The organism is Bacillus sp. GB_SG_008 (assembly GCF_052038115.1).
Classification (GTDB): domain Bacteria; phylum Bacillota; class Bacilli; order Bacillales; family Bacillaceae_G; genus Bacillus_A; species Bacillus_A rhizoplanae.
The window spans coordinates 402,881-425,973 of the sequence record NZ_JBPZSK010000001.1 but is presented as its reverse complement, the minus strand read 5'-3'; the positions used below and the strand labels follow the sequence as shown (position 1 = coordinate 425,973).

General features: G+C 37.4%; 25 protein-coding genes. 2 read left to right on the top strand and 23 right to left on the bottom strand.

The genetic code is table 11. From position 1 onward, the window contains the following. Nucleotides 1–29: 29 nt before the first annotated feature. The 7 genes from ACTDJC_RS02035 to ACTDJC_RS02005 all read right to left on the bottom strand — a co-directional run bounded on the left by ACTDJC_RS02035 (nt 30) and on the right by ACTDJC_RS02005 (nt 7,590). Entirely contained in the window at nt 30–545 is a 516-nt protein-coding gene (locus tag ACTDJC_RS02035) for a GNAT family N-acetyltransferase (RefSeq protein ID WP_440602547.1), read from the bottom strand. 320 nt (nt 546–865) lie between these two features. After that, the gene (locus ACTDJC_RS02030) at nt 866–1,102 is read right to left on the bottom strand and encodes a YrhC family protein (RefSeq protein WP_098307933.1); all 237 of its coding nucleotides are present in this window, start codon (nt 1,100–1,102) and stop codon (nt 866–868) included. Between the two features lie 125 nt (nt 1,103–1,227). Continuing rightward, nucleotides 1,228–3,831: a bifunctional acetaldehyde-CoA/alcohol dehydrogenase gene (gene adhE / locus ACTDJC_RS02025; RefSeq protein ID WP_440602546.1), complete on the bottom strand. Its 2,604-nt coding sequence runs from the start codon at nt 3,829–3,831 to the stop codon at nt 1,228–1,230. A gap of 264 nt (nt 3,832–4,095) precedes the next feature. Next, nucleotides 4,096–5,229: a bifunctional cystathionine gamma-lyase/homocysteine desulfhydrase gene (locus ACTDJC_RS02020; protein ID WP_440602545.1), complete on the bottom strand. Its 1,134-nt coding sequence runs from the start codon at nt 5,227–5,229 to the stop codon at nt 4,096–4,098. 3 nt (nt 5,230–5,232) lie between these two features. Beyond that, nucleotides 5,233–6,156, bottom strand: coding sequence for an O-acetylserine dependent cystathionine beta-synthase (locus ACTDJC_RS02015; protein ID WP_440602544.1), 924 nt, complete (start codon nt 6,154–6,156; stop codon nt 5,233–5,235). A gap of 85 nt (nt 6,157–6,241) precedes the next feature. After that, the gene (mtnN, locus tag ACTDJC_RS02010) at nt 6,242–6,937 is read right to left on the bottom strand and encodes a 5'-methylthioadenosine/S-adenosylhomocysteine nucleosidase (RefSeq protein ID WP_440602543.1); all 696 of its coding nucleotides are present in this window, start codon (nt 6,935–6,937) and stop codon (nt 6,242–6,244) included. Nucleotides 6,938–6,951: 14 nt separating this feature from the next. Beyond that, a complete protein-coding gene (locus tag ACTDJC_RS02005) occupies nt 6,952–7,590 on the bottom strand; it encodes a class I SAM-dependent DNA methyltransferase (RefSeq protein ID WP_440602542.1) in 639 nt (212 codons plus the stop codon). Nucleotides 7,591–7,726: 136 nt separating this feature from the next. Here ACTDJC_RS02005 and ACTDJC_RS02000 point away from each other — a divergent pair, with 136 nt between their 5' ends. After that, nucleotides 7,727–7,942 carry a YrzA family protein gene (locus ACTDJC_RS02000; protein WP_098307945.1) on the top strand — a complete coding sequence of 72 codons (216 nt, stop codon included), beginning with the start codon at nt 7,727–7,729 and terminating at the stop codon, nt 7,940–7,942. 32 nt (nt 7,943–7,974) lie between these two features. On the opposite strand, the gene ACTDJC_RS01995 is transcribed toward ACTDJC_RS02000, so the two are convergent. From ACTDJC_RS01995 to ACTDJC_RS01930, 14 genes are all read right to left on the bottom strand, one after another. Then, nucleotides 7,975–8,619, bottom strand: a complete 645-nt coding sequence (locus ACTDJC_RS01995) for a YrrS family protein (RefSeq protein WP_098307947.1) — start codon at nt 8,617–8,619, stop codon at nt 7,975–7,977. 100 nt (nt 8,620–8,719) lie between these two features. Next, entirely contained in the window at nt 8,720–10,474 is a 1,755-nt protein-coding gene (locus tag ACTDJC_RS01990) for a peptidoglycan D,D-transpeptidase FtsI family protein (RefSeq protein WP_440602541.1), read from the bottom strand. A 170-nt stretch (nt 10,475–10,644) separates the two neighbouring features. Then, nucleotides 10,645–11,121, bottom strand: a complete 477-nt coding sequence (greA, locus tag ACTDJC_RS01985) for a transcription elongation factor GreA (protein ID WP_440602540.1) — start codon at nt 11,119–11,121, stop codon at nt 10,645–10,647. Nucleotides 11,122–11,405: 284 nt separating this feature from the next. Further along, nucleotides 11,406–12,044, bottom strand: a complete 639-nt coding sequence (gene udk, locus ACTDJC_RS01980) for a uridine kinase (RefSeq protein ID WP_253630473.1) — start codon at nt 12,042–12,044, stop codon at nt 11,406–11,408. A 17-nt stretch (nt 12,045–12,061) separates the two neighbouring features. Beyond that, nucleotides 12,062–13,342, bottom strand: a complete 1,281-nt coding sequence (locus ACTDJC_RS01975; RefSeq protein WP_230574811.1) for a peptidase U32 family protein — start codon at nt 13,340–13,342, stop codon at nt 12,062–12,064. Nucleotides 13,343–13,358: 16 nt separating this feature from the next. Beyond that, nucleotides 13,359–14,288 (bottom strand): peptidase U32 family protein, encoded by a 930-nt coding sequence (locus ACTDJC_RS01970; RefSeq protein ID WP_440602539.1) that lies wholly within the window; start codon nt 14,286–14,288, stop codon nt 13,359–13,361. A gap of 6 nt (nt 14,289–14,294) precedes the next feature. Continuing rightward, nucleotides 14,295–14,942, bottom strand: coding sequence for an O-methyltransferase (locus tag ACTDJC_RS01965; protein ID WP_253630475.1), 648 nt, complete (start codon nt 14,940–14,942; stop codon nt 14,295–14,297). A gap of 195 nt (nt 14,943–15,137) precedes the next feature. After that, on the bottom strand, nt 15,138–16,202 hold the full coding sequence (gene mltG, locus ACTDJC_RS01960) for an endolytic transglycosylase MltG (RefSeq protein ID WP_440602772.1): 1,065 nt from the start codon (nt 16,200–16,202) through the stop codon (nt 15,138–15,140). A gap of 221 nt (nt 16,203–16,423) precedes the next feature. After that, complete coding sequence (locus ACTDJC_RS01955; protein WP_253630476.1) at nt 16,424–16,876, bottom strand: hypothetical protein; 453 nt, start codon at nt 16,874–16,876, stop codon at nt 16,424–16,426. Between the two features lie 120 nt (nt 16,877–16,996). Next, entirely contained in the window at nt 16,997–17,284 is a 288-nt protein-coding gene (locus ACTDJC_RS01950) for a DUF1292 domain-containing protein (RefSeq protein WP_098307963.1), read from the bottom strand. Between the two features lie 12 nt (nt 17,285–17,296). Then, nucleotides 17,297–17,710 carry a Holliday junction resolvase RuvX gene (gene ruvX / locus ACTDJC_RS01945; RefSeq protein ID WP_098307965.1) on the bottom strand — a complete coding sequence of 138 codons (414 nt, stop codon included), beginning with the start codon at nt 17,708–17,710 and terminating at the stop codon, nt 17,297–17,299. Nucleotides 17,711–17,713: 3 nt separating this feature from the next. Next, a complete protein-coding gene (locus ACTDJC_RS01940) occupies nt 17,714–17,980 on the bottom strand; it encodes an IreB family regulatory phosphoprotein (protein WP_035434175.1) in 267 nt (88 codons plus the stop codon). Between the two features lie 74 nt (nt 17,981–18,054). Then, nucleotides 18,055–20,697, bottom strand: coding sequence for an alanine--tRNA ligase (gene alaS, locus ACTDJC_RS01935; protein ID WP_440602538.1), 2,643 nt, complete (start codon nt 20,695–20,697; stop codon nt 18,055–18,057). 367 nt (nt 20,698–21,064) lie between these two features. Then, the gene (locus ACTDJC_RS01930; RefSeq protein ID WP_176524550.1) at nt 21,065–22,141 is read right to left on the bottom strand and encodes an AI-2E family transporter; all 1,077 of its coding nucleotides are present in this window, start codon (nt 22,139–22,141) and stop codon (nt 21,065–21,067) included. Nucleotides 22,142–22,421: 280 nt separating this feature from the next. Here ACTDJC_RS01930 and ACTDJC_RS01925 point away from each other — a divergent pair, with 280 nt between their 5' ends. Then, nucleotides 22,422–22,634 carry a hypothetical protein gene (locus tag ACTDJC_RS01925; protein ID WP_098307971.1) on the top strand — a complete coding sequence of 71 codons (213 nt, stop codon included), beginning with the start codon at nt 22,422–22,424 and terminating at the stop codon, nt 22,632–22,634. A gap of 60 nt (nt 22,635–22,694) precedes the next feature. Here the strand turns inward: ACTDJC_RS01925 and ACTDJC_RS01920 are convergent, their stop codons facing one another. Both ACTDJC_RS01920 and ACTDJC_RS01915 read right to left on the bottom strand, forming a co-directional pair. Continuing rightward, a complete protein-coding gene (locus ACTDJC_RS01920) occupies nt 22,695–22,823 on the bottom strand; it encodes a YrzQ family protein (RefSeq protein ID WP_098307973.1) in 129 nt (42 codons plus the stop codon). Between the two features lie 17 nt (nt 22,824–22,840). Beyond that, complete coding sequence (locus tag ACTDJC_RS01915) at nt 22,841–23,029, bottom strand: hypothetical protein (RefSeq protein ID WP_020060848.1); 189 nt, start codon at nt 23,027–23,029, stop codon at nt 22,841–22,843. Nucleotides 23,030–23,093 lie beyond the last annotated feature (64 nt).

Below are 23,093 nucleotides of genomic sequence, written 5' to 3'. Positions count from 1 at the left end.
TTTTTTATGAAATAAAAAAGAGCAGGTTATTATTTTCCTATCCCTGCTCTTCTCATCGAATAAACGAGAACATCCATATTATGAAATAACACCGTCTTCTCATAAGCCATACCTGCTTTTCTTGCTACAAAAATAGAAGCTGGGTGATCGGGATTAATAAGAGAAATGAGTTTTTCAAGCTTAAGTACTTGAAAGCCGTAATCACGAAAAGCCGCTGCGGCTTCTTTCGCATATCCGTTTCCCCAATACTTTGGAAGCAGCCAATATCCAATTTCAATTTCTTCTTTTCCATCAACACGCTGACGGACAAGTCCTGCATGACCGATTGGTTCTCCCGTCTCTCTATGTAACATCATGAATAAACCGAGTCCACGCTCATATCCTGGAAGAATCCAGCTTTCAAGACTTTTTTTGCATTGTTCATACGTTTTAGGAGTTCCTTTCCCAATGTAGCGAATCACTTGTTCGTTTGCCCATAAAGAAGCATAGAAACCTAAATCATCGATTGTATATTTCCGAAATTGTAAACGTTCTGTGTGAAACATAGCCTCTCCCCCTTATGTAAATTATAAACAAAAGAATATTATTTTTACAAAAAATAACAGAAAATATTTACACTTTTTGCAAACAATCCAATTCATACTAGCATAATGAAATCTAATGAAGAGAGATAAGATTTTTTCCGATTCACTAAACATATAACTACTTATCCTGCACTAACAAGCACTAAGCCACGTACTGATGGAGGCTTCACTTTATCCCCACCAGGATGCCACTTTTCATCATTCTATTACTTTCTATTTTTGTTTTTTATCATAAAAAAAACGCTACTTAAAGGTATGTACTCTTTAAGTAACGTTTCTATTTATAATACCTGTTCATTTTCGTTCTCCTCTAACTTGTCACGCAGCTCTCTTGCACGGTAGAAAAAATAAAAAGAACCGCCTAAAAAAGCAGCAATCACACCCATCATGGCAAACATTTGCACCATTTCTTTTTGTCCATTTGGGAGTAATAAACCGAGCATTAAAAATGCACTTAGTGCTAGCATGACTTGACCGAAACGAATATAATCAGCAATTTTTTGCTGTAATTCTTTCATTCTTTAATCACTCCTCCTTTTCACTGTATCATATTTTCATCGTTTCGTAGGCAAGTAAATACAACCAATGAGGGAGAAGTTTTCCATAAGAAAAAGAGCCGCAATACACGCGGCTCTTTCTTTCATTACACACCTTTATATGCTTGCATATATACTTCTTTTAGTTCTGAAATAAGCGGTAATTTCGGATTGGCTGTTGTACATTGATCTTCAAATGCTCTTTCAGAAAGTATATCAACAACCGCTTCAAATGCTTCTTTTTCAACACCTTGGCCAGCAACGCTCATATTAATATTTAATTCTTTTCCAAGAGCGATAATGGCTTGTACTAATGATTCCACGCCTTCTTCTACTGTGCTTGCTGGAAGACCAAGCATTCTTGCGATATGTGCATAACGCTCATCTGCAACAAAGTACTCATATTTAGGGAACAGCGCATGTTTTCTCGGTTTGATTGCATTATAGCGAATAACATGCGGCATTAATATCGCATTGGCACGTCCGTGCGGAATATGAAACTCCGGTCCAATTTTATGTGCTAAGCTATGGTTAATACCAAGAAACGCATTGGCAAATGCCATCCCAGCAATTGCAGAAGCATTATGCATTTTCTCACGCGCCTCTTCATCATTTCCATCTTTATATGCACGTGGTAAATATTTAAAGACAAGATCAATTGCTTTTAAAGCTAATCCATCTGTATAATCATTTGCCATAATAGATACGTACGCTTCAATCGCATGTGTTAATACGTCCATTCCTGTGTCAGCAGTCACATGCGGCGGTACTGTCATAACGAACTGCGGGTCAACGATCGCAACGTCTGGTGTTAACTCATAATCAGCAAGCGGATATTTGATATTGTTCTTTTTATCTGTAATAACTGCAAATGGCGTCACTTCTGATCCTGTTCCAGATGTTGTCGGAATCGCAACAAACTGCGCTTTAGTTCCTAGTTTTGGATATTTACATGTACGTTTTCTAATATCTAAAAACTTTTGTTTGATACCAAAGAATTCTGTTTCTGGATGCTCATAAAATAGCCACATTCCTTTTGCTGCGTCCATTGCTGACCCACCGCCAAGAGCAATAATCACGTCCGGCTTGAAGCTTCGCATCATTTCTGCTCCTTTAAATACCGTTTCATCTGATGGATCTGGTTCTACTTCAAAGAATACTTCTACCTTTACATCATTCATATGTTGACGTAAATAATACGTTACTGTATCAACATATCCAAGCTTCACCATTCCAGGATCTGTCACAATAAATGCACGTGAAATGTTCGGCATACTTGCTAAATATTGCGTAGCATGTTTTTCAAAATAAATTTTTGGTGGCAGCTTGAACCACTGCATATTCTTTTTTCTGTTTGCAAGTCTTTTTATATTCAGTAAATGTGTTGCTGTCACGTTTTGAGAAACAGAGTTCTTTCCGTATGATCCGCATCCAAGTGTAAGTGATGGAATAAAAGCATTATATACATCACCAATTCCGCCTTGTGATGACGGCGCGTTTACAATAAGACGGCATGCTTTCATACGTAATCCAAACTGCTTTTGTACTTCTGTATCCGTAGAGTGAATGACTGCAGAATGACCTAAACCGCCAAGCTCTAACATGTTTTCACAATGCTGCAACCCTTCTTCTAATGAATTTGCTTTTATACAAGCTAATACTGGACTTAATTTTTCTCGGGATAACGGATAAGCTGCGCCGACCCCTTTAATTTCTGCAACGAGCATTTTCGTATCTTCTGGTACTGTAATTCCCACTAACGCTGCAATGTAATGAGGGGATTTCCCAACAATATCACTATTTACTGCACATGTATTCTCATTTATAACAAGTTTCTCTAATTTTTTTCGTTCTTCTGTTGTTACAAAGTAACAATTGTTCGCTATCATTTCTTGTTTCACGTCATTATAGATTTCTTTATCTACAATAATTGCTTGTTCAGAAGCACAAATCATACCGTTATCAAATGTTTTCGATAAGATCACATCATTTACAGCTCGCTTCACATGTGCTGATTTTTCTATATAACACGGAACGTTACCTGGTCCTACCCCTAAAGCTGGTTTACCAGTTGAATACGCTGATTTCACCATTCCTGCGCCTCCTGTTGCTAGAACAAGTGCTACTCCTTCATGATTCATAAGTTGCTTTGTGGCTTCAACAGAAGGTCTTTCAATCCATTGAATGCAATTTTCTGGTGCTCCTGCTTTTACTGCAGCATCGCGTACTGTTTTAGCAGCTGCGATAGAGCATTGCTGCGCTGAAGGATGGAATGCAAAAATAATTGGATTTCTCGTTTTCATCGCAATGATTGCTTTAAACATCGTTGTTGAAGTTGGGTTTGTTACTGGCGTTACCCCAGCAACCACACCAACTGGCTCTGCAATTTCTATAACTTCCTCATGTGGATCCTCACGAATAATTCCCACTGTTTTATCGTTTTTTATACTATTCCAAATATATTCAGTTGCGAAAATATTTTTGATGCATTTGTCTTCATACACACCGCGTCCTGTTTCTTCAACAGCCATTTTTGCTAGTGGCATATGTTGATCCACACCCGCAAGTGCCATTTCATGTACAATGTTGTCAATTTGTTCCTGTGTAAATCCTTCTAATGCTTGTAAAGCTTTTTGACCGTTCTTTACTAACGCCTCAATCATCTCTGTTACTTCTTGCATTTCATTTACAACTTTCTCTTTGACTGCCATGTAATTTCCTCCTATTCTGCTTCCGGACGCATAATGTCCCTAGGGGTCTAAATATGTCCCTATTAGCTAAAAAAATAGAACTACCTTTTCTACATGAATCCCATTGTTTGTGAAACATTTCACATAGATATATGTGAAGCTTCTCGTTTCATGCTTTTTACTATACACGAGATCTTTTCATTTGTGTGTGTCTAATTTGTGAAAAGTTTCACAAATTCAAAATATAAAAAACAAGCACTACTGAGTGAAGTAGTGCTTGTTCCATTATGCTAATGCTCGTGCTAAATCTTCAATTAAATCTTCTCCGTCTTCAATTCCGACTGAAATACGAATTAATGTATCTGTAATTCCTAGTTCTGCACGGCGCTCTGCTGGAATAGAAGCATGTGTCATTTGAGAAGGAATTGAAATTAAGCTTTCTACTGCACCTAGACTTTCAGCAAGTGTAAAGTATTGTACTTTCCCAAGGACAGCGTTTAATGTTTCTTTACTATCTACATCAAATGAAATAATTGCGCCATAGCCATTTGCTTGCTCTGCTGCTAAGTCATGATTATGGTGACTGCTAAGTCCTGGATAGTACACTTTGTTTACTTTCGGATGATTTTGTAAGAACTCAGCAATTGCACGAGCATTTGCTTCATGCTCCTCCATACGTACTCCTAACGTTTTTAAACCACGTAGTAATAAAAAGCTATCTTGTGGTCCTAAAATACCGCCTGTTGAATTTTGTACGAAATGAAGCTCCTCTGCTAACTCTGCACTATTTACAGCTACTACTCCAGCGACAACATCACTATGACCACCTAAATATTTTGTTGCACTATGAAGTACAATATCTGCACCAAGAGAAATTGGTGTTTGCCAATACGGTGTCATAAATGTATTATCAACAATTGTTAATAAATCTTGTTCTTTAGCAAGTGCTGCAATTTGTTTAATATCTGTAATTTTTAAAAGTGGATTCGTCGGTGTTTCCATATAAATTGCTTTTGTATTTGGAAGAATTGCTTCTTTTACTGCTTCTAAGTTTGTTGTATCAACAAATGTATGTTCAATTCCAAAGCGATTTAATACTTTTGACATCACACGGTATGTTCCGCCGTATACATCATCTGTTAAAACAACATGATCCCCTTTAGAGAAGAGCATCATCACTGCTGTAATTGCTGCCATACCTGATCCAAATGCAAATCCTGCATGACCATTTTCAAGAACAGCAATTGTTTCTTCAAGAGCTGCACGAGTTGGATTTCCCGTACGTGAATATTCGTACCCTTTATGATTTCCTACACCTTCTTGTTTGTACGTACTCGTTTGATAAATCGGTACTGTCACAGCTCCAGTTGAAGGTTCTCCGATATGAATACCATGAATTAATTTTGTTTTTTTTCTCATTTTTTATTCCCACCCTTTGTATATATGCTTACTCAAATAGCGTTCACTGCTATCTGGAAAAATTGTTACAATATTTGTGCCTGGTTTTGCTGTCTCTGCTTCTAATATGCTTGCATGAAGCGCTGCACCCGAAGAACTGCCAACAAGAAGTCCTTCTTTTTGTGCCAATTGTTTCACACGTGAGAATGCATCACGATCTGAAATCGTATGAATGGCATCAAAATATGCTGGATTCAGAAATGGCGGTATAAATTCAAGCCCAATTCCTTCTGTTTCATGGGAGCCGGCTTCGCCTCCATTTAAAATTGAGCCTTCTGGTTCAACAATAACTGTTTTAATCTGCTGATTTTGCTCTTTTAAATATAACGCCGTTCCCATAAATGTTCCACCGGTACCAGCACCAGCGACAAATATGTTAATGTTTCCGTCTAGTGCTTCCCACAGTTCAGGACCTAATGTTTTATAATATGCACGTGGATTTGCTTCATTAGCAAATTGACATGGAGAATATGAATTTGGAATTTCTTCAAGAAGCTCTTCTGCTTTTGCAATAGCACCTGTCATACCTTTTGAGGTTGGTGTATGAACAATCGTTGCACCAAGAGCTTTCATAAGTTCTTGTTTTTCAATACTAAATTTCTCTGGAACGCAAACGATAACATGTAAGTTATGCTCAAGTGCTGCAAGTGCCAGTCCAATTCCTGTATTGCCAGCTGTTGGTTCAATAATTGTTCCACCTGGCGTAACAAGCCCTTTAGCAAGAGCATCCTCAATTAATTCTCGCCCTAACCGATCTTTCACACTTCCTCCTGGGTTATAGAACTCAAGCTTCGCAAAAAGCCGAACACCTTCTGGAAGTAAAAAGCGCGTAATTTCAACAAGCGGTGTATGTCCGATTAGGTCATGAACACTGCGATACACTTTCATCGTATTTCCTCCTTACCTAACACCTCAAAAGAAAAAGGCAACTGTATGTATTTCCTATATATGAAACAGTTGCCTTTTTGCTACATTACTTTAACTCTTCTAATACTTTTACGATAAAGTTTGTAGAATGAAGAGCTGCTTGATCTAAAAATTGGTCGAACGAAATATCTGATTCCTTACCAGCGATATCAGAAAGTGCTCGAATAATTACAAATGGCACTTTATATTGATAACATACTTGTGCAACTGCTGCCGCTTCCATTTCTACTGCATATAGATCAGTAAATTTCTCACGAACAAACGCAACGCGATTTGGATCGCTCATGAAAGAGTCTCCCGTTGCAATCATACCTTTTACAACTTGAATGCCATCTGCTGTTTGCATACATTTTTCAGCTAATGCAACAAGTTCTTCATCCGCTGGAAATCCTGCTGGCATTCCTGGTACTTGACCGTATTCATAATCAAATGCAGTTACATCTACGTCATGATGACGAACTTCTGTTGAAATCACAACATCTCCTACATTTAAAGAATGGTGGAATCCACCAGCTGAACCTGTATTAATAATTTTTTCTGGCTTATAACGCTCTAATAAAATCGTTGTTGACATTGCTGCATTTACTTTACCAATACCAGACTTCAACAAGATAACTTCATGTCCTGCTAATGTACCCTTCGTAAATTCACAACCTGCAACTGTTTCTGTTTCTGCTTGTTCTAACTTGTCACGTAAAATACGTACTTCTTCTTCCATCGCTCCGATTACAGCAATTCTCAATCTAATCCCTCTTTCTATTGCTTCGTTGCCTCCATTACCCAAACATAATGATTCATGCGGGTGAACGTGACTTGAAAGCCATTGTTTTCAAAAATAGATTGCATGACAGGAATACGAGTATAGTATTCCGTTTGTAAATCATTTGCTAACTGATGAAATCCTTGCTCCTGCGCAGCTTCAACAGTTTTATCATATGCCTCTTGATCTCCAAATATCGTGTCAGCAAACACTATTTTACCACCTTTATTTAGCAATTGACTATACTTCGCAATTGCCACATTTTTTTCTTTATCTGTTAAGTGGTGAAAAGCATAGGTGCTGACAATCGTATCAACATGTGAAGGAATAACAAAGTTCAGAAAATCACCTTCTGTAATCAATACATCTTGCGGAAGTTTTTGTTTCGCAATCGTACGCATTTCTTGTGACGGCTCTATACCATAAACAGTGTGACCAGCAACTAATAATCTATTTGTTAAGTTTCCAGTACCAACACCGAATTCCAAAATATTTCCAAAAGATTTTTTTACTACATCCTCTAAAATTTCCTCATAATGAGCGAAAACTTCTTTATATTGTACATCTTCGCCCTGTACGAAAGAATCATACGTATGAGCCCATTCATCAAATAGTTCATTAAATTCTGTACCCATAAAAATTCCCCTTTTTCTTATCGGATTTATCAGTATAATATGCCTTATACACTAAAAAGTCAACAAAAATGCACATGGTATTTCTTAGTCTACTTTGATACACTAAACTATGAACATGCGGAAAGAGGTGTGATTCATGTCGTTTACATTTGAAATGATGGAAGATAAAATTGAATTTTTTGAAGCAGCTAATTTAGCATCGCTAGAGAAGAAAATCAATGAACAAATTGATAATAATAAGGCACTTATGATGGAAGTACATCACGTTTCACATCAAATGATTATGGATCCTGAAAGTAAACGACCATATTATAGCGCTGTTGTCCATTTTAAATTGAAAAAATTGCGCTAAAAAAGAGAGAGGCTTTATCACCTCTCTCTTTTTTAATTTAGGACTTGAACAAGCGTTGGTTTCCAACCCTCATTTTCTACCCAATCAATATTTACATAATATTTTTTACCTGTTTGTTTATCTTGTACATTTCCGTATGCTTTCTGTTTTCCGCTATTTCCAATACGGTGAATCACCAACTGATCTGCTGGGATATCAATTGCATAAGCAATGGCCTTTATCATCTCATTCCAGTCAGTACTTCCTTTTTGGAATGTCATTGCTGGTGATTGGCCTTGCTCTGTACCAACTGGCTTCCAAGCTGGTTTTGTATATGCTTCTGTCGCTGTTGCAATTGTTTTCTCTGCGGATACTTTTTCATTCTCTTTTGCTTTTGCTTCTTCTTCCGCTTTCTTTTTCTCTTCCTCTTCTTTTTTCTTTTGTTCTGCTGCTTTCGCGTCTTCTTTCTTCTTAGCTACTTCTTCTTTTTCTTTCTTTTTCGCAGCTTCTTTTTCTTTTTCAGTTTGCTGTGCTACCTTTTTATCACTAGAAGCAACTTGCTCTGTATTATCAGAAGTAAAGATTAGTTGATATGCTACAATCACGACCGCTAATAGCACGATACCAATTGCAATGTTCAAAACACCATTTTGACGACGCCTTTGTTGCTTTTGTTGAAATCTAGTTCCTGCCATTATTCAAACCTCCATGACATTTTTCATACTTGTTATTGTAACATCAAATGCACAAAGGTTGAAGGATTAGGACTATTTTTTCACAAAATGAAAATATTCCTTATCACTTTCTCTTATGTTCCCATTTAGCAATCGCTTCTACATAATCAGCAAAAATGCGTGGTACAACATTGTCTTGCCTATTCGTTTCTAAATCAACGACGACTAAAGCATAGCGAGGGTTTTCATACGGAAAATAACCAGCGAACCAACGATTTTCATGATTTTCTTTCCCTGTTTGTGCAGTTCCTGATTTCCCTGCTATTGTAAGTGGTAATGATTGATAAGCGGAGCCTGTACCATTTGATGCCGTTACAACACCTCTTAACAATTGCTGCACCTTCTTTATCGTATTTCTTTTGAGTGTTTTCCCTCGTAGTAGATGATCTTCAAAATGAAATAATTTCGTTCCGTTTTTATATGTAATGCCCCGAACAGCTTTGACTTCTTTCTTTTCACCCCCTCTTGCAATTGTTGCCATCATATTGGCAACAGCTAGCGGTGATAATCGAACATCTTTTTGACCGATTGCAGTTTGTGCAATTGCTTTTCGAACTGTTTTATCTCTTTCATCACGCCAAATCGTTCCCTCTTTTTCTTCTACGAGCTGCTGAAATAAAGATGTATGAAAAACAGAGCCTTTCCACCCAACGCTGTTCGCTGCTCCTAACGCCTCTACATACTTCTCAATCATCATTTTATCTTTTTGTAAGAGTTCACGCCCAAGCACTGCAAACGTACGATTACAGCTGCGAGCAAAGCTTTCTGTAAACGATAGCGTCCCCATCAACCTATCTGCTTTCCCTTCTCCGTAAAGATCCATATCACAGTCAAATCTTCGCTTTGCTGTAAGTATTCCTTCCTCAATTGCAGCAGCTGCTATAACTGTTTTAAAAACAGACCCTGGAAAATGCGGGATAAGCATTTGATTACTTGCACCTCGCTTATACGCTTCCTTGTTGTTTGTATGTAAAGACGGCTTACTCACCATCGCTAAAATTTCATTCGTTTGAATATCAAGTAATATAAGACCACCTTTCACAAGCTTGTACTGATTAATAAGTTCTTCCGCTCTCACTTGTAAACTTTTATCCAATGTTGTTTCTATAATGAGTGGATAAAAAGGATTAGCAGGATATGTATACTTAACGTTTTTTCCAAAAATCGGTTCTCCTTGCCCATCAACATGATACAGTATTTTTGCTTCTCCATCTGATAATAAAAACTCATCAAAAGAGCGTTGTAACCCTGAAATACCGATCGGTGTTTTCTTCTTTTCTTTTTCCCCGTACCTCTTTACAAACTGCTCCTCATTTTCTCCAGTAATTCCAATGAGATGCTCTGCTATGATGTCATTCTGCTTCAATCTTGCATGTGCTGCTATAATACCTGGAATCTTTAGATCGTTAATTTGCTGCATTTGTTCTTTCGTTAATTTCAATGGCTTTTCATCTTGTTGAAATACAACGGGCTTGTTTGCTATTTGTATTTGCTGCTCTATTTCTTTCTCTCGCACTCCGATGATATGAGCAATCTTTTGCACCGGCCAGTTCGTACGTCTTAGAAATGGAAATAAAATCAAAACTGTCTGATCATCATCCACCAACTCTTCACCATTTCGATCCGTAAAACGACCGCGCCCATCGTCTACAATAACTGCCTGTGTACGCTGAGCAACGCTTTTTTCAATTAAATTAATATGTTTATCTGTAAACGACTCCGTTTCCACAAGCTGAATTTGTATTAAACGGCCAAGTAAAATAAACATCATGCACATAAAAGCTACTAAAATTATGATAATTCGCTGCTGCATTTTCATAAAAAAACACCTCGTCTTTCATTGTTGACGAGGTGTAATTCTTTTTATACAAACAGACAGAAGAAATTCATACGAAGTGAAACTTTCACCTATCAGGATTTTCTTCATTTTCTCTGAGCCTTGAAATGAAAAAAGCTAACTCACCATACGATGAGTTAGCTTTTTATGTTTTACTTTACAGAAACGATTTTTACGCGCATATCTCCGCCTGGCGTTTGCACGATTACTTCTTCACCAATTTGCTTACCCATTAAGCTCCTCGCGATTGGAGAATCGTTAGAAATTTTGCCTTCAAACGGATCAGCTTCCGCGCTACCAACGATTGTATATGCTTCTTCCTCACCATCTGGTAACTCTTGGAAAATAACTGTTTTACCAAGCGTTACTACTGTAGAATCTTCACCGTTATCTTCAATAATAACTGCATTGCGAATCATGTTTTCAAGCTGTGTAATACGACCTTCTACGAATGCTTGCTCGTCTTTTGCTGCATCATACTCAGAGTTCTCAGAAAGATCACCAAAGCTGCGCGCAATTTTAATACGCTCTACAACTTCTTTACGTCTTACTGTTTTTAATTGTTCAAGTTCATGTTCTAATTTTTGCTTTCCCTCAAGTGTCATAGGGTATGTTTTTTCTGTTGCCATGTTTTCCACTCCTTTTATATACCAATCCCCCGAAAAAAAGAGGAGTTCCATATGAAAACTCCTCCGCCTTATGAAATAGCGGAGGTTTCTAGTACGCCTGGCACTAGCGGAGTTGTCACACACAACCCCGTATTTTTTCCCAATTCTTCCTTATATAAAGAAGGTATGTATGGAAAGTTAATATAAATATGCCCTCACCTAGATGTGGGTGAGGTTGGCATGTTTCATTGTATTCGATAGAAAGGGGAAAAATCCCTTCCTATCGTACATCTTTTACTATGCTATTACAAATTCACTTTTTCTTCAAGAATTGTTGCGATTTTTGTGACCATAATGTCAATCGCAACATGATTTTGTCCGCCTTCTGGAATAATAATATCCGCAAATTTCTTAGAAGGCTCAATAAATTGATTGTGCATTGGACGCACAACATTTACATATTGTTCAATAACAGAGTCCATCGTACGGCCGCGTTCTTTAATATCTCGCTGCATACGGCGTAAAATGCGAAGGTCAGCATCTGTATCAACAAACACTTTAATGTCCATTAAATCGCAAAGACGTGGATCTTCTAAAATAAGAATTCCCTCTAGAATAACTACATCTTTCGGTTCTACTGGAATAATTTCTTCCGAGCGTGTATGCAATGTGTAATCGTATACAGGCTTCTCAATCTGCTTATACGCAAGCAACTGATGCAAGTGCTCAATTAACAAGTCATTATCAAATGCTAACGGATGATCATAATTTGTTTTTAAGCGCTCCTCCATTGGCAGATGACTTTGATCTTTATAATAATAATCTTGCTCTAAGATTAAAATAGAATGACCTTGAAATTGATCAAAGATTGCTTTTGTTACACTTGTTTTACCTGATCCTGAACCACCAGCGATTCCAATTACAACAGGCTTGTTCGTCCCCATTCAACTACCACTCTTTCTTATTGAAGTATGCTTTTTCGCATCATGTTGTTCACATACACTGGTCGATCCACTTTGAATTTCACGATTTGCAACGGATGTCTCGCTGCATCTAATTCGTTTCCATCCTCATCCCAAATTTTTTCCACCGTTTGTGTAAAGTTTTCAATTTCTGGTCCAAAGAACTCAACTTCATGACCTGGTTTGAAGTAGTTGCGCTGCTCTATTGTCACAATGCCTGTTTCTTCATTATAATCTAACACTAAACCAGCAAAATCATACGTTGTTTTCTTACTATGATTTCCATACATTTGCTCTTGATATCCAGGAACGCCTTCAAAGAATGCAGGAGCTGTATCACGATTTGCACATTTATCAAGTTCTTCTAACCATTCTTGTTTAAACTCGAAGTTGTCTGGATCTGCACAATACGCATCGATCACTTTACGATACACAGTTGCAACAGTTGCAACGTAGTGAATTGATTTCATGCGCCCTTCAACTTTCAAGCTGTCAATCCCAATTTCAATCATTTTCGGGATAGATAAAATAAGATTTAAGTCTTTTGGACTCATCGCAAAAGGAGCATCCCCTTCTTGGAATAAAGGAAGTTCTCCTGCTTCTTTATGTTGCGATACTGTTTGAATTAAGTCATAATCCCAGCGGCAAGACTGACAGCAACCACCGCGGTTAGAGTCACGTGCCGTCATATGATTACTTAATGTACATCTTCCAGAGTACGCAATACACATTGCACCGTGGACGAATGCTTCAATTTCAATATCAACGTGCTCTTTGATTTCTTTCATCTCTTCATAGCCTACTTCACGAGCTAATACAAGACGATGCAATCCTTCTTCTTTCCAATACTGCGCTGCTTTCCAGTTGGATAATGATTGTTGTGTACTTAAATGCACTTCAACAGAAGGCGCTACACGTTTACACGTCTCAATAATAAGAGGATCTGCAACGATAATACCCGTTACACCAGCTTTTTCAATCCCTCTTAAATATTCTTCTAAGCCATCCATATTTTCATTATGTGCAAAGATATTTGTTGTTACGTATATTTTAGCACCATATTTCTTTGCAAATTCAACGCCTTCTGCCATTTCTTCTAGCGTAAAATTACCTGCATTTGAGCGGAGACCAAATTCTTGTCCACCTAAATATACAGCATCTGCACCGTAATGGATAGCTACTTTTAGTTTTTCTAAGTTACCTGCTGGTATTAACAACTCAGGTTTCTTTACAATAACACGTTTTCCATCAATTACACGTGAAATTTCTTTGACAGTCATATGCTGAACCTCCTTTTTAATAAACCGTTTCTTTGAAGAAGAATCCTGTATCTAACGGGCGATTTACCGGTTGAATTTCTTCAATTTCTTTATATAAATCGTCTTTTACATCATAATACGCATCGCGATCTTCTACGCATAAATCGATGGCCTTACGATATCTCTTCGTTACTTCAACAATGTATTCTGAACTTTTTAATACACCATCAATTTTTAAGCTATCGATTTCAGCATCGATTAACTCTTCTAATTCATCGATAAAACAAATATCATTCGGACTCATAATGTGAGTGCCGTTCTCATCTTCATAGACTGGATATTTATTATTACGTTCTTTGTCATGTAAAAACATGTTTTCTTCATATTTCTTCTTTTCAATTTCCATATCGCGGCCTTGATACTCAAAGTAGTTTCCTACTAAAGAACGCTTTGATTGGAACATGCATGTCATTCCGTGGATTTGTACTTCCACTTCCACCTCTGCATTCTCTTTTAATTCCACAATTTCATCTAAGCTTAATTCGCGGGCAAGAACAGCACGTTTTGCACCCTTACGTCCCCAATAGTTACATGTAAACCAGTTTGTTGCTGTTGTTTCTGTATTCCAATGCATTTGCATATTTGGTGCCACTTCACGCACTGTCATTAATACAGCTGGATCTCCAAAGACAACTGCATCTACATTTACTTCTTGTAAAAATGCAACGTAATCTTTTAAAGCTTCTATTTTCTCATTGTGGAACATCGCATTCATTGCAACATACACTTTCATATTATTTTCATGTGCAATAGCTACTGCTTCTTTTACGTCTTCACGAGAGAATTCACCAGCTAAACGTAAACCAAACTTTTGTTCACCAATCATTACTGCATCTGCACCTGCTTTTGCAAGTGGTGCAATATCCGCCACTGTTCTTGGCGTTACTAACAACTCAGGTTTTTTCATTATACGTCACCCCTTCTTTTTACTCACTGCTACCCCGTCACCAATTGGGAAAATGGTTGTATCATATTCTTCATGATTCATGAGCCACTCATTATACGTTTTAATCCTTCTAATTAAACCGCGTGTACGTCTATTTTCAATGTGCTCTTTTGTCGTCACAAGACCGTGATATAGTACATTATCTGAAATAATAACGCCGCCAGGATTTAATAACGGCTCGTATATATCAAAAAAGCGACGATATTGCCCTTTTGCTGCATCAATAAAAATGACATCAAATGTGCCATGTTCTTTTACTTGCTCTCCCGTTTCTAAAGCATCTCCAAAAATAACAGAAATGCGTTCTTTTACTGGGGAACGATTTATATATTCAAGTGCTTTTTCATATCGATCCGCATTTCGCTCTACTGTGACAATGCGTGAATTCGGAATGGCTTGCATCATGCGAATGCTAGAATACCCAATTGCTGTACCAAGTTCTAATATGCTCTTTGGCTCAATTAGACGCAAAAATTGCAACATAAACTCCATGCCAAGACGATCCATAATTGGTACATGGTACTCCATCGCATACTGTTCCATTTCAAGAATCAGCTCATCTTTCGGATCGATAAAAGACTGCAAATATTCATAAACTGCATCTTGTTGCTCCATAGATAGTCCTCCTTATCGCATGGAGAAGTAAAAAAGAATATTGTCTCTTTGGAAAGAAAAATACAAGCTTGCTCTATCCTTAGCTTGTACGTCCCGTTTCTATATTAAAAACGATTCTTCTACCAGTTTTTAACCCGATATATTTTATCATAAAAAAGAGGGATATGCGAATTTTTCTCGCTTCCCTCAAAAAATTTACGATTGCTTTTGTGTAATATATTTTTGTTTTAACGCGTTATGTTCTTCTAACGTCTTAGCGTAATACACTTGACCGTCTGGTGCTGCTAAGAAATAATAATAATCTGTTTGTGCAGGTTCAAGTGCCGCTTCTACTGATTTTACACCAGAATTCGAAATTGGTCCAACTGGTAATCCTTTCACAACATATGTGTTATACGGAGAATTTACTTTTAAATCCTCATATAGTACACGTCCCTTATGCTTACCTAATGCATATAGCACTGTTGGATCTGTTTGCAGCGGCATTCCTTTTGCTAAACGATTATAAAACACACTAGCAATATTTTTCCGATCTGTATAACCCGTTGCTTCCTCTTCGATTAAAGAAGACATTGTCAATAATTGATGAACATCCAATTGTCTTTCTTTCATTTTTTGCGCGTTTTGCTCAATCAATTTATTTGTTTTATCAAGCATTGGCGTTACGATTTCTTCTAACGTTACTTGCTCTTTATAGTACGGGTATGTAGCTGGATATAAATAACCTTCTAATGGATACTTAATATTGCTATCAAAAATTTTATCAGTAAGCAATGTTGGATACTTCTGCTGGAGTTTTTGCACAAACGCTTTATCATTCAACTGACGAATAACATCTTCTTTATTTAACTTAAATTCCTTCGCTATTAAATCAGCAATTTCTACAACTTGTATTCCTTCAGGAATTGTTAGCTTATAATATGCTTTGCTATGCACCTTTCCAGCTGTAATGCTATCTGTTACTTCCGCTACACTCATAGACGGACTCAATAAATAATTTCCCGCCTGTAAGCCGCGTTCTGACTTCATTTTTACATATAATCCAAATATCGTTCCGTTTTTAATAATTCCATTCTCCTCCAAAATCTCTCCTATCTTACTTGTAGAAGAACCTTTTGGAATTTCCACTTCAATTTCCTTTTTACTCTCTGCATTAAGCGGCTTTAAAGCTGAGACAATATATGCATATGCAGAACCACAAACAACAAGCAACGCAATGAAAATAGCTGCAATTACTCGTCTTCGTTTTTTTGTTTTCATTTGATTCACTACCCTATGTCCTCCTTATTTCAAATTGTATAATGTACTCGCCTACTCTATACAACAACCTACAAAATACTAAAAAACATGTCTATTCTTTAGACATGTTCTTTCTTTTTTCTACAATCTGTATCATTATACTACAAATAACTATCTGCTTTCGACAAAAAATCTTTCATTCATCGTACAAATATGTTTTCAGTTTACTGACAAGAAAATAATTAACAGTCTTCAAGCACACCATATCTCATTTGTTCCCCCATCCAAGAACTTACATCACGCCATTTCACACTTTTAGCTGCGATCCAACTTACATCTTTGGAATTATCATCCCCTAGTCTCCAGCCGTACGTATTTGCCCAGTAAAACGTATCATCCTGTAAGAGAAGAGTAGCATCATAAATAATCGAATCATAATTCGCCGAACTTGGAATGATATGAAATTGCGTTACACCTTCAAATACTAATTCAATTGCTGATGGATTATCAAACTGTCTCTGAAAAAGTATTCTTACATTTGTATCAAGTTCAGTTGGTACTGCCATAGATAGCTCTTCACCTACATAACTTTCCGTCCACATATATAATTCTTTTAAACAACTATCGTGAAAGTAACCAAATGTTTTAAGAAATGCTTCTATATCTTCCGTTCCCTCTATTTTATTCCATTTCATATGAATAGCTCCCTTTTCCTCAAAACATTTGGATAAAACGATATAATAAATACCCACTAGTATCTTATATAGTAAACAAACTGATTTCCATATGAAATCAGTTTGTTTACACTTACCATATTACTCTTCTTCGCCTTCTTCTTCCTCAGCAAGAGTGTTAAACATTTCTTGTACCATTTCCCACTCTTCTTCTGATTCGATTGGAAGTAATGTTCCACCAGATTCTTCTTCGTTTTGCTCGAAAGCCATTGCATCATAAATTGGATCGCCATCTTCGTCAACTTCACCGATTGGTGAGAATACTACGTAAGATTTTTTACCAAATTTTTCAGCATCAAAAGTGAAAATAATTTCACATAGATGTTCGTTACCTTTTTCGTCAACAATTGTAATTTGATTTTCTTCCATTATGGTCACCTCTTATTTACTATCTAAATATCCTTGCAAAATTACGACCGCTGCCATCTTATCAATGACTTGCTTTCGTTTTTTTCGGCTTACATCTGCCGAAATGAGCAGGCGCTCCGCTGCCATTGTTGACAAGCGTTCGTCCCACAGTACAACTTCCAATTGCACGAGCTCACCCAATTTTTCTGCAAATTGCTGACAAGCTTCACCGCGCGGACCGATTGTACCATTCATGTTCTTTGGCAATCCTACTACTATCTTGTCCACATTGTACTGTTTTACTAACTCAGAAATACGATTAAAACCAAATTCGCCTCTTTCTTCGTTAATTTTAATCGTTTCCAAGCCTTGTGCTGTCCAACCCATTTCATCGCTTATTGCAACGCCAACTGTTTTTGTCCCAACATCTAAACCTAATATACGCATAAATTACTCCTCACGATGATGTTTCAAATAGGACTTTACAAGCTCCTCAATAAGTTCATCGCGTTCTAGCTTGCGAATAATATTGCGAGCATCTTTATGACGAGGTATGTATGCTGGATCGCCACTTAATAAATAACCGACGATTTGATTAATCGGATTGTATCCTTTTTCTTGAAGTGCATCATACACAGTTAATAGTACGTCATTGACATGGACATTTTGTTTTTCTTCTTGGAAGTTAAACTTCATCGTCTTATCGAACCCGTCCATTTTTAAGCACCTCACTTTACTAGGTATAGGGAGAAAGATATTCCTTCTCCCTACTATTGTACACTACTATCTCTTTATTTTGAAACAGATTTAACGTACTCTTCTACAAATGCAAGTGCATCCTCTACTTGTTCTGGATTTTTACCACCAGCTTGCGCCATATCAGGACGACCGCCGCCACCGCCGCCGCAGCGAGATGCTACTTCTTTTACAAGCTTACCAGCATGGTATCCTTGTTCAATTAAATCTTTCGTTACACCAGCAAGAATGTTGACCTTATCATCACTTACAGCTGCAAGCACGATAATTGCAGATTGTAATTTGTTCTTTAAATCATCCATCATTGTACGTAAGTTATTCATATCTGCAACATTTACTTTTGTCGCAAGCACACTTACACCATCCACTGTACGCACTGCATCTGTTAAATTACCAGCTTCAATGTTGCTTAGTTTTGCTGCAAGAGATTCATTTTCTTTTTGCAGTTGTTTTACTTCAGCAAATAAGCCGTCAACTCTTGTTAAAATGTCTTTTGGATTTGTTTTCATTTTGTTTGCTGCTTCTTTTAATAAACCAACTTGTTCGTTCATTAATTCATATGCAGCTTTTCCTGTTACTGCTTCAATACGGCGTGTTCCTGCTCCAATACCAGATTCAGCAACGATTTTGAAAATACCGATAGATGCTGTATTGTCTACGTGGCAACCGCCGCAAAGCTCTAAGCTATAATTGCCTACTTGTACAACGCGTACAACATCTCCGTATTTTTCACCGAATAGTGCCATTGCACCCATCGCTTTTGCTTCTTCAATTGCTTTTTGAGAAATGTCTACTGTGATACTTTCCCAAATTTTCTCGTTTACAATACGCTCAATTTTTTCAAGTTCATCCGCCTGTACTTGACCGAAATGAGAGAAGTCAAAACGTAAACGCTCTGATGTTACAAGAGATCCTGCTTGGTTTACGTGTCCGCCAAGGATATCTTTTAATGCTTGATGCAGAAGGTGAGTTGCTGTATGGTTTTTCACGATTGCTGCGCGGTTTTTCGTATCAATTACCGCTTTTACTGCTGCCTCTTTCGTTAATGTTCCTTCTTCTACAACTACTTTGTGTAAGTTTTGACCATTCGGTGCTTTTTGTACATCTTTTACAAGTACTTTTACGCCATCAGCAAGAAGGTAACCACGGTCAGCAATTTGACCACCGCTCTCAGCGTAGAATGGTGTTGCATCTAACATCAATTGTCCTTCTTCACCAGCTTGTAGACTATCTGTGAACTCACCATTCTTCACAAGTGCAACAACGTTACTTTCTGTTCCAACTGTATTGTAACCAACAAATTCGCTCGCTACTTTAATTTCACCAAGAACGCCGCCTTGTATTTGCATAGAATCAACATCTTGACGAGCTGCACGTGCACGCTCACGCTGTTTTTCCATCTCTACTTCAAAGCCCTCATGATCAACTGTCATACCAGCTTCTTCTGCATATTCTTCTGTTAACTCAATTGGGAATCCGTATGTGTCATATAGACGGAATGCGTCTTCGCCAGAAATAACAGTTGATTTTGCTTCTTTTGCTTTTCCAATCACTTCAGCTAAAATTGCTTCGCCGTCATGCAGTGTTTCATGGAAACGCTCCTCTTCATTTTTCACAACGCGTGCAATGAAATCTTTCTTTTCCAGAACTTCTGGGTAGAAGTCTTTCATCACTTCTCCAACTACTGGTACTAATTCGTACATAAATGGACGATTAATATTTAATTTCTTCGCATAACGTACAGCGCGGCGCAGCAGACGACGTAATACATAACCGCGGCCTTCGTTAGAAGGAAGAGCTCCGTCTCCAACTGCAAATGTTACTGTACGAATATGGTCAGCAATTACTTTAAATGCTGTATCTTGTTCATCATTACCAGCACGGTATTTTTCACCAGAAATAACTTCTGTTGCACCAATAATTGGCATAAATAAGTCTGTGTCAAAATTCGTTGGCACGTTTTGAACAACAGATGCCATACGCTCAAGACCCATCCCTGTATCAATGTTTTTCTTTGGAAGCGGTGTATATGTACCGTCAGGGTTATGATTAAATTGTGAGAATACAAGGTTCCATACTTCTAAATAACGCTCGTTTTCTCCGCCTGGATATAATTCTGGATCGCTAAAATCATTACCGTAAGCTTCTCCGCGGTCGTAGAAAATTTCTGTGTTCGGTCCACTTGGGCCTTCACCGATATCCCAAAAGTTTTCTTCTAAACGAATAATGCGCTCTTTTGGCACGCCCATTTTCTCATTCCAAATTTGGAATGCTTCTTCATCTTCTGGATGGATTGTAACAGATAAAAGTTCTTTATCGAAACCAATCCATTTATCACTCGTTAAAAATTCCCAAGCCCATGTAATCGCTTCTTCTTTGAAGTAATCACCAATTGAGAAGTTCCCTAACATTTCAAAGAACGTATGGTGACGAGCTGTTTTTCCTACGTTTTCAATATCGTTTGTACGAATTGATTTTTGCGCATTTGTAATGCGTGGATTTTGCGGAATTACGCGGCCATCAAAATATTTTTTCAGCGTTGCAACACCACTATTAATCCATAAAAGAGATGGATCTTCGTGCGGAACTAATGATGCACTCGGCTCTACTGCATGTCCTTTTTCTTGGAAAAAATCTAAAAACATTTGACGAATTTGTGCACCTGTTAAGTGTTTCATATGTATTTCCTCCTTCATTAAAATCAAATTAAAAACAAAAAACTCCCGTCCCCTATAACAGGGACGAGAGTTGACTCGCGTTACCACCCTGATTATGAAATAAAAAGCGGAAGTGTCTCACTTTTAGACACGACGGCTAGATTGCATATCATAACAATATGCATATATTTCATCACCTCAAGTTGCCATAACGTGGCAAGACGGCAGGAATTAGCTGCTCTCAGGAATAGCGTTCTGTTACCCTTCATCTGACACTTCTTTCAGCCTAAGGAAGTCTCTCTCTGCAAAATGGACTGTAACATACTCGTTCCATCATCAATTTATCATATACTATATGCACAAATTGTAGCGAATCAGTTTCCATTTGTCAATGTTTCCAAAATGGCTTCGCATGTACAATAATAGTGCGAAGAATTGCTAACAGTGGTACGGATAGCAACAGTCCTACAATGCCGCCAATTTCACCTCCAACAAGCAGTGCAAGCATAATGACAACAGGGTGCATCCGGAGAGATCTTCCTACAATATAGGGAGACAAAATATTACTCTCAACAAATTGTAAAATTGCAAGCGTAATTCCAGCTTTAATAACTAAATTCGTTGATACTGTCGCGGCAATCATTAATGTTGGAATTGCTCCTAAAATAGGACCGAAATACGGGATAATGTCAGTAACCCCAACGATAATCCCTAAGAGAAGCGGATATTTCATTCCGATGAACCAAAATGATAGCGTAGAGACCCCTCCTAAAATTAAACAAACAAATAATTGTCCGCGAATATAATTTCCAAGAGACTTATCAATTTCTTTCGCTAACTGCTGACCGTTCTTGCGCCACTTACTCGGTACAAGCTTCCAAAAAATACGATAAAATTCACCGTAGTCTTTTAATATGTAAAATACGATAAATGGAATTAAAAAAATAATAAGGAGTGAATCAAGTATCCCTCTTGCCGTGCTCATCACTTTATTTAAAAGCGCTTGTATCTTCCCTTCAACTCCCGCAAAGATTTGTTTAATTTTCTCATTCACAAACTCAGGAAAATTTTCAGTTTGCTCATTTACTCCATCCGTCCATGTTTCATACATATTTACAATTTGAGGAAATTGTTCGTTCATTTCTTGCAACTGTGCAATAACAGCCGGCGTTCCTTTATACACACCATATCCAAGACCGCCGAAGAAAAGAATGTAAATGAGCAAAATAGCAAGTGTTCGTGGCACACCTTTTTCGTGCAATTTTTCGATAAGCGGATGTAATAAATAAGCAATAAAACAAGCAATTAAAAATGGTGTAATAGCAACCTTAAACACATATAAAATCGGTGCCCAAAGCGGCTTGATTTTCAAAAAAACAAGCAAGCATAAAAAAATTAGCAATAATAAACCTAACCGGTAAATCCAAATAATTTTAAGATTCTTCAATAGAAAAACCTCCTCTATTTCTTAGTTTGAAGAGAAATAAAGAAGGTTATGTGTAAAAATTAAAAAACCCCACCCTGCTGAGGTTTTTTTGTAGGTATTCTTACTGTTTTGTAGAAGAATACATATACTCAAATTAACAAGTGCAATTTCATAGCATTTCTTGTCCTCGTTATTATTTATCCCGCTATTCGCGGACAGTAAGATCCTCACCTCAAGATTGTGAGGAACCCGAAGAAGATAGGTAAGGGATAACTGTCCGTAAAAGTCCGATTAGTTCAACAAAGTTAGGAGGCGTAAAATGATTTGGTTAATGCTGGGGCTTTCCGCACTTTGCATGCTATTAGAATGGGTATGTATTGGATTTGGCATTTGGAAAGGCTTTTTCATTCCTTCTTCAACACAAGAACGTGCCAGGCATCTCTGGTATTATGGTGTACTAGGGCTTGGCTGCTACGGACTTTCTCATCTATTCTCCCAAATTGGACTATTTTATCTCTATACAAGCACGTAAAAAAGCTCCCTAAAATTAAGGAGCTTTTTTTGCATCTGAAACATGCATGTATAATGGGAATTATAAATAAGACTTAAGCATTTTACGTGCTCTTTTCATATTTCGTCTTGAAAATACATCTTGCTTACGTGCATATTGATATGCTGCTGCTCCTACACCTAATGCAATTAATGATGAGCGCAATTTCAAAGTTAACACTCTCCTTATTAGCCGATTGTTCGTTCATTCTCATCAAACAAATCATCTAAAGAACTTAATGAACCGTCTTCTTCGACTTGATGTGTATGAATTTTCCCCTTTGAAATCGATAATTCAATAAAGCAGTTCCAGCAATAATATTGATTCACACCGATTTTTCCAATATCTTTTCCTTTACAGTTTGGACAACTGAACATATGGCGTTCATCTCCTTACAATCTCCCGTATTCTATTACGCCATTATGTCCAAACTATATATGT

What these genes read in the sequence shown, in the direction of transcription:
- ACTDJC_RS02035 (WP_440602547.1), bottom strand. Translation starts at nt 545, where the DNA reads ATGTTTCACACAGAACGTTTACAATTTCGGAAATATACAATCGATGAT.
- ACTDJC_RS02030 (WP_098307933.1), bottom strand. Translation starts at nt 1,102, where the DNA reads ATGAAAGAATTACAGCAAAAAATTGCTGATTATATTCGTTTCGGTCAA.
- adhE (WP_440602546.1), bottom strand. Translation starts at nt 3,831, where the DNA reads ATGGCAGTCAAAGAGAAAGTTGTAAATGAAATGCAAGAAGTAACAGAG.
- ACTDJC_RS02020 (WP_440602545.1), bottom strand. Translation starts at nt 5,229, where the DNA reads ATGAGAAAAAAAACAAAATTAATTCATGGTATTCATATCGGAGAACCT.
- ACTDJC_RS02015 (WP_440602544.1), bottom strand. Translation starts at nt 6,156, where the DNA reads ATGAAAGTGTATCGCAGTGTTCATGACCTAATCGGACATACACCGCTT.
- ACTDJC_RS02005 (WP_440602542.1), bottom strand. Translation starts at nt 7,590, where the DNA reads ATGGGTACAGAATTTAATGAACTATTTGATGAATGGGCTCATACGTAT.
- ACTDJC_RS02000 (WP_098307945.1), top strand. Translation starts at nt 7,727, where the DNA reads ATGTCGTTTACATTTGAAATGATGGAAGATAAAATTGAATTTTTTGAA.
- ACTDJC_RS01990 (WP_440602541.1), bottom strand. Translation starts at nt 10,474, where the DNA reads ATGAAAATGCAGCAGCGAATTATCATAATTTTAGTAGCTTTTATGTGC.
- greA (WP_440602540.1), bottom strand. Translation starts at nt 11,121, where the DNA reads ATGGCAACAGAAAAAACATACCCTATGACACTTGAGGGAAAGCAAAAA.
- udk (WP_253630473.1), bottom strand. Translation starts at nt 12,044, where the DNA reads ATGGGGACGAACAAGCCTGTTGTAATTGGAATCGCTGGTGGTTCAGGA.
- ACTDJC_RS01975 (WP_230574811.1), bottom strand. Translation starts at nt 13,342, where the DNA reads ATGACTGTCAAAGAAATTTCACGTGTAATTGATGGAAAACGTGTTATT.
- ACTDJC_RS01970 (WP_440602539.1), bottom strand. Translation starts at nt 14,288, where the DNA reads ATGAAAAAACCTGAGTTGTTAGTAACGCCAAGAACAGTGGCGGATATT.
- ACTDJC_RS01965 (WP_253630475.1), bottom strand. Translation starts at nt 14,942, where the DNA reads ATGGAGCAACAAGATGCAGTTTATGAATATTTGCAGTCTTTTATCGAT.
- mltG (WP_440602772.1), bottom strand. Translation starts at nt 16,202, where the DNA reads ATGAAAACAAAAAAACGAAGACGAGTAATTGCAGCTATTTTCATTGCG.
- ACTDJC_RS01955 (WP_253630476.1), bottom strand. Translation starts at nt 16,876, where the DNA reads ATGAAATGGAATAAAATAGAGGGAACGGAAGATATAGAAGCATTTCTT.
- ACTDJC_RS01950 (WP_098307963.1), bottom strand. Translation starts at nt 17,284, where the DNA reads ATGGAAGAAAATCAAATTACAATTGTTGACGAAAAAGGTAACGAACAT.
- ruvX (WP_098307965.1), bottom strand. Translation starts at nt 17,710, where the DNA reads ATGCGTATATTAGGTTTAGATGTTGGGACAAAAACAGTTGGCGTTGCA.
- ACTDJC_RS01940 (WP_035434175.1), bottom strand. Translation starts at nt 17,980, where the DNA reads ATGGACGGGTTCGATAAGACGATGAAGTTTAACTTCCAAGAAGAAAAA.
- alaS (WP_440602538.1), bottom strand. Translation starts at nt 20,697, where the DNA reads ATGAAACACTTAACAGGTGCACAAATTCGTCAAATGTTTTTAGATTTT.
- ACTDJC_RS01925 (WP_098307971.1), top strand. Translation starts at nt 22,422, where the DNA reads ATGATTTGGTTAATGCTGGGGCTTTCCGCACTTTGCATGCTATTAGAA.
- ACTDJC_RS01915 (WP_020060848.1), bottom strand. Translation starts at nt 23,029, where the DNA reads ATGTTCAGTTGTCCAAACTGTAAAGGAAAAGATATTGGAAAAATCGGT.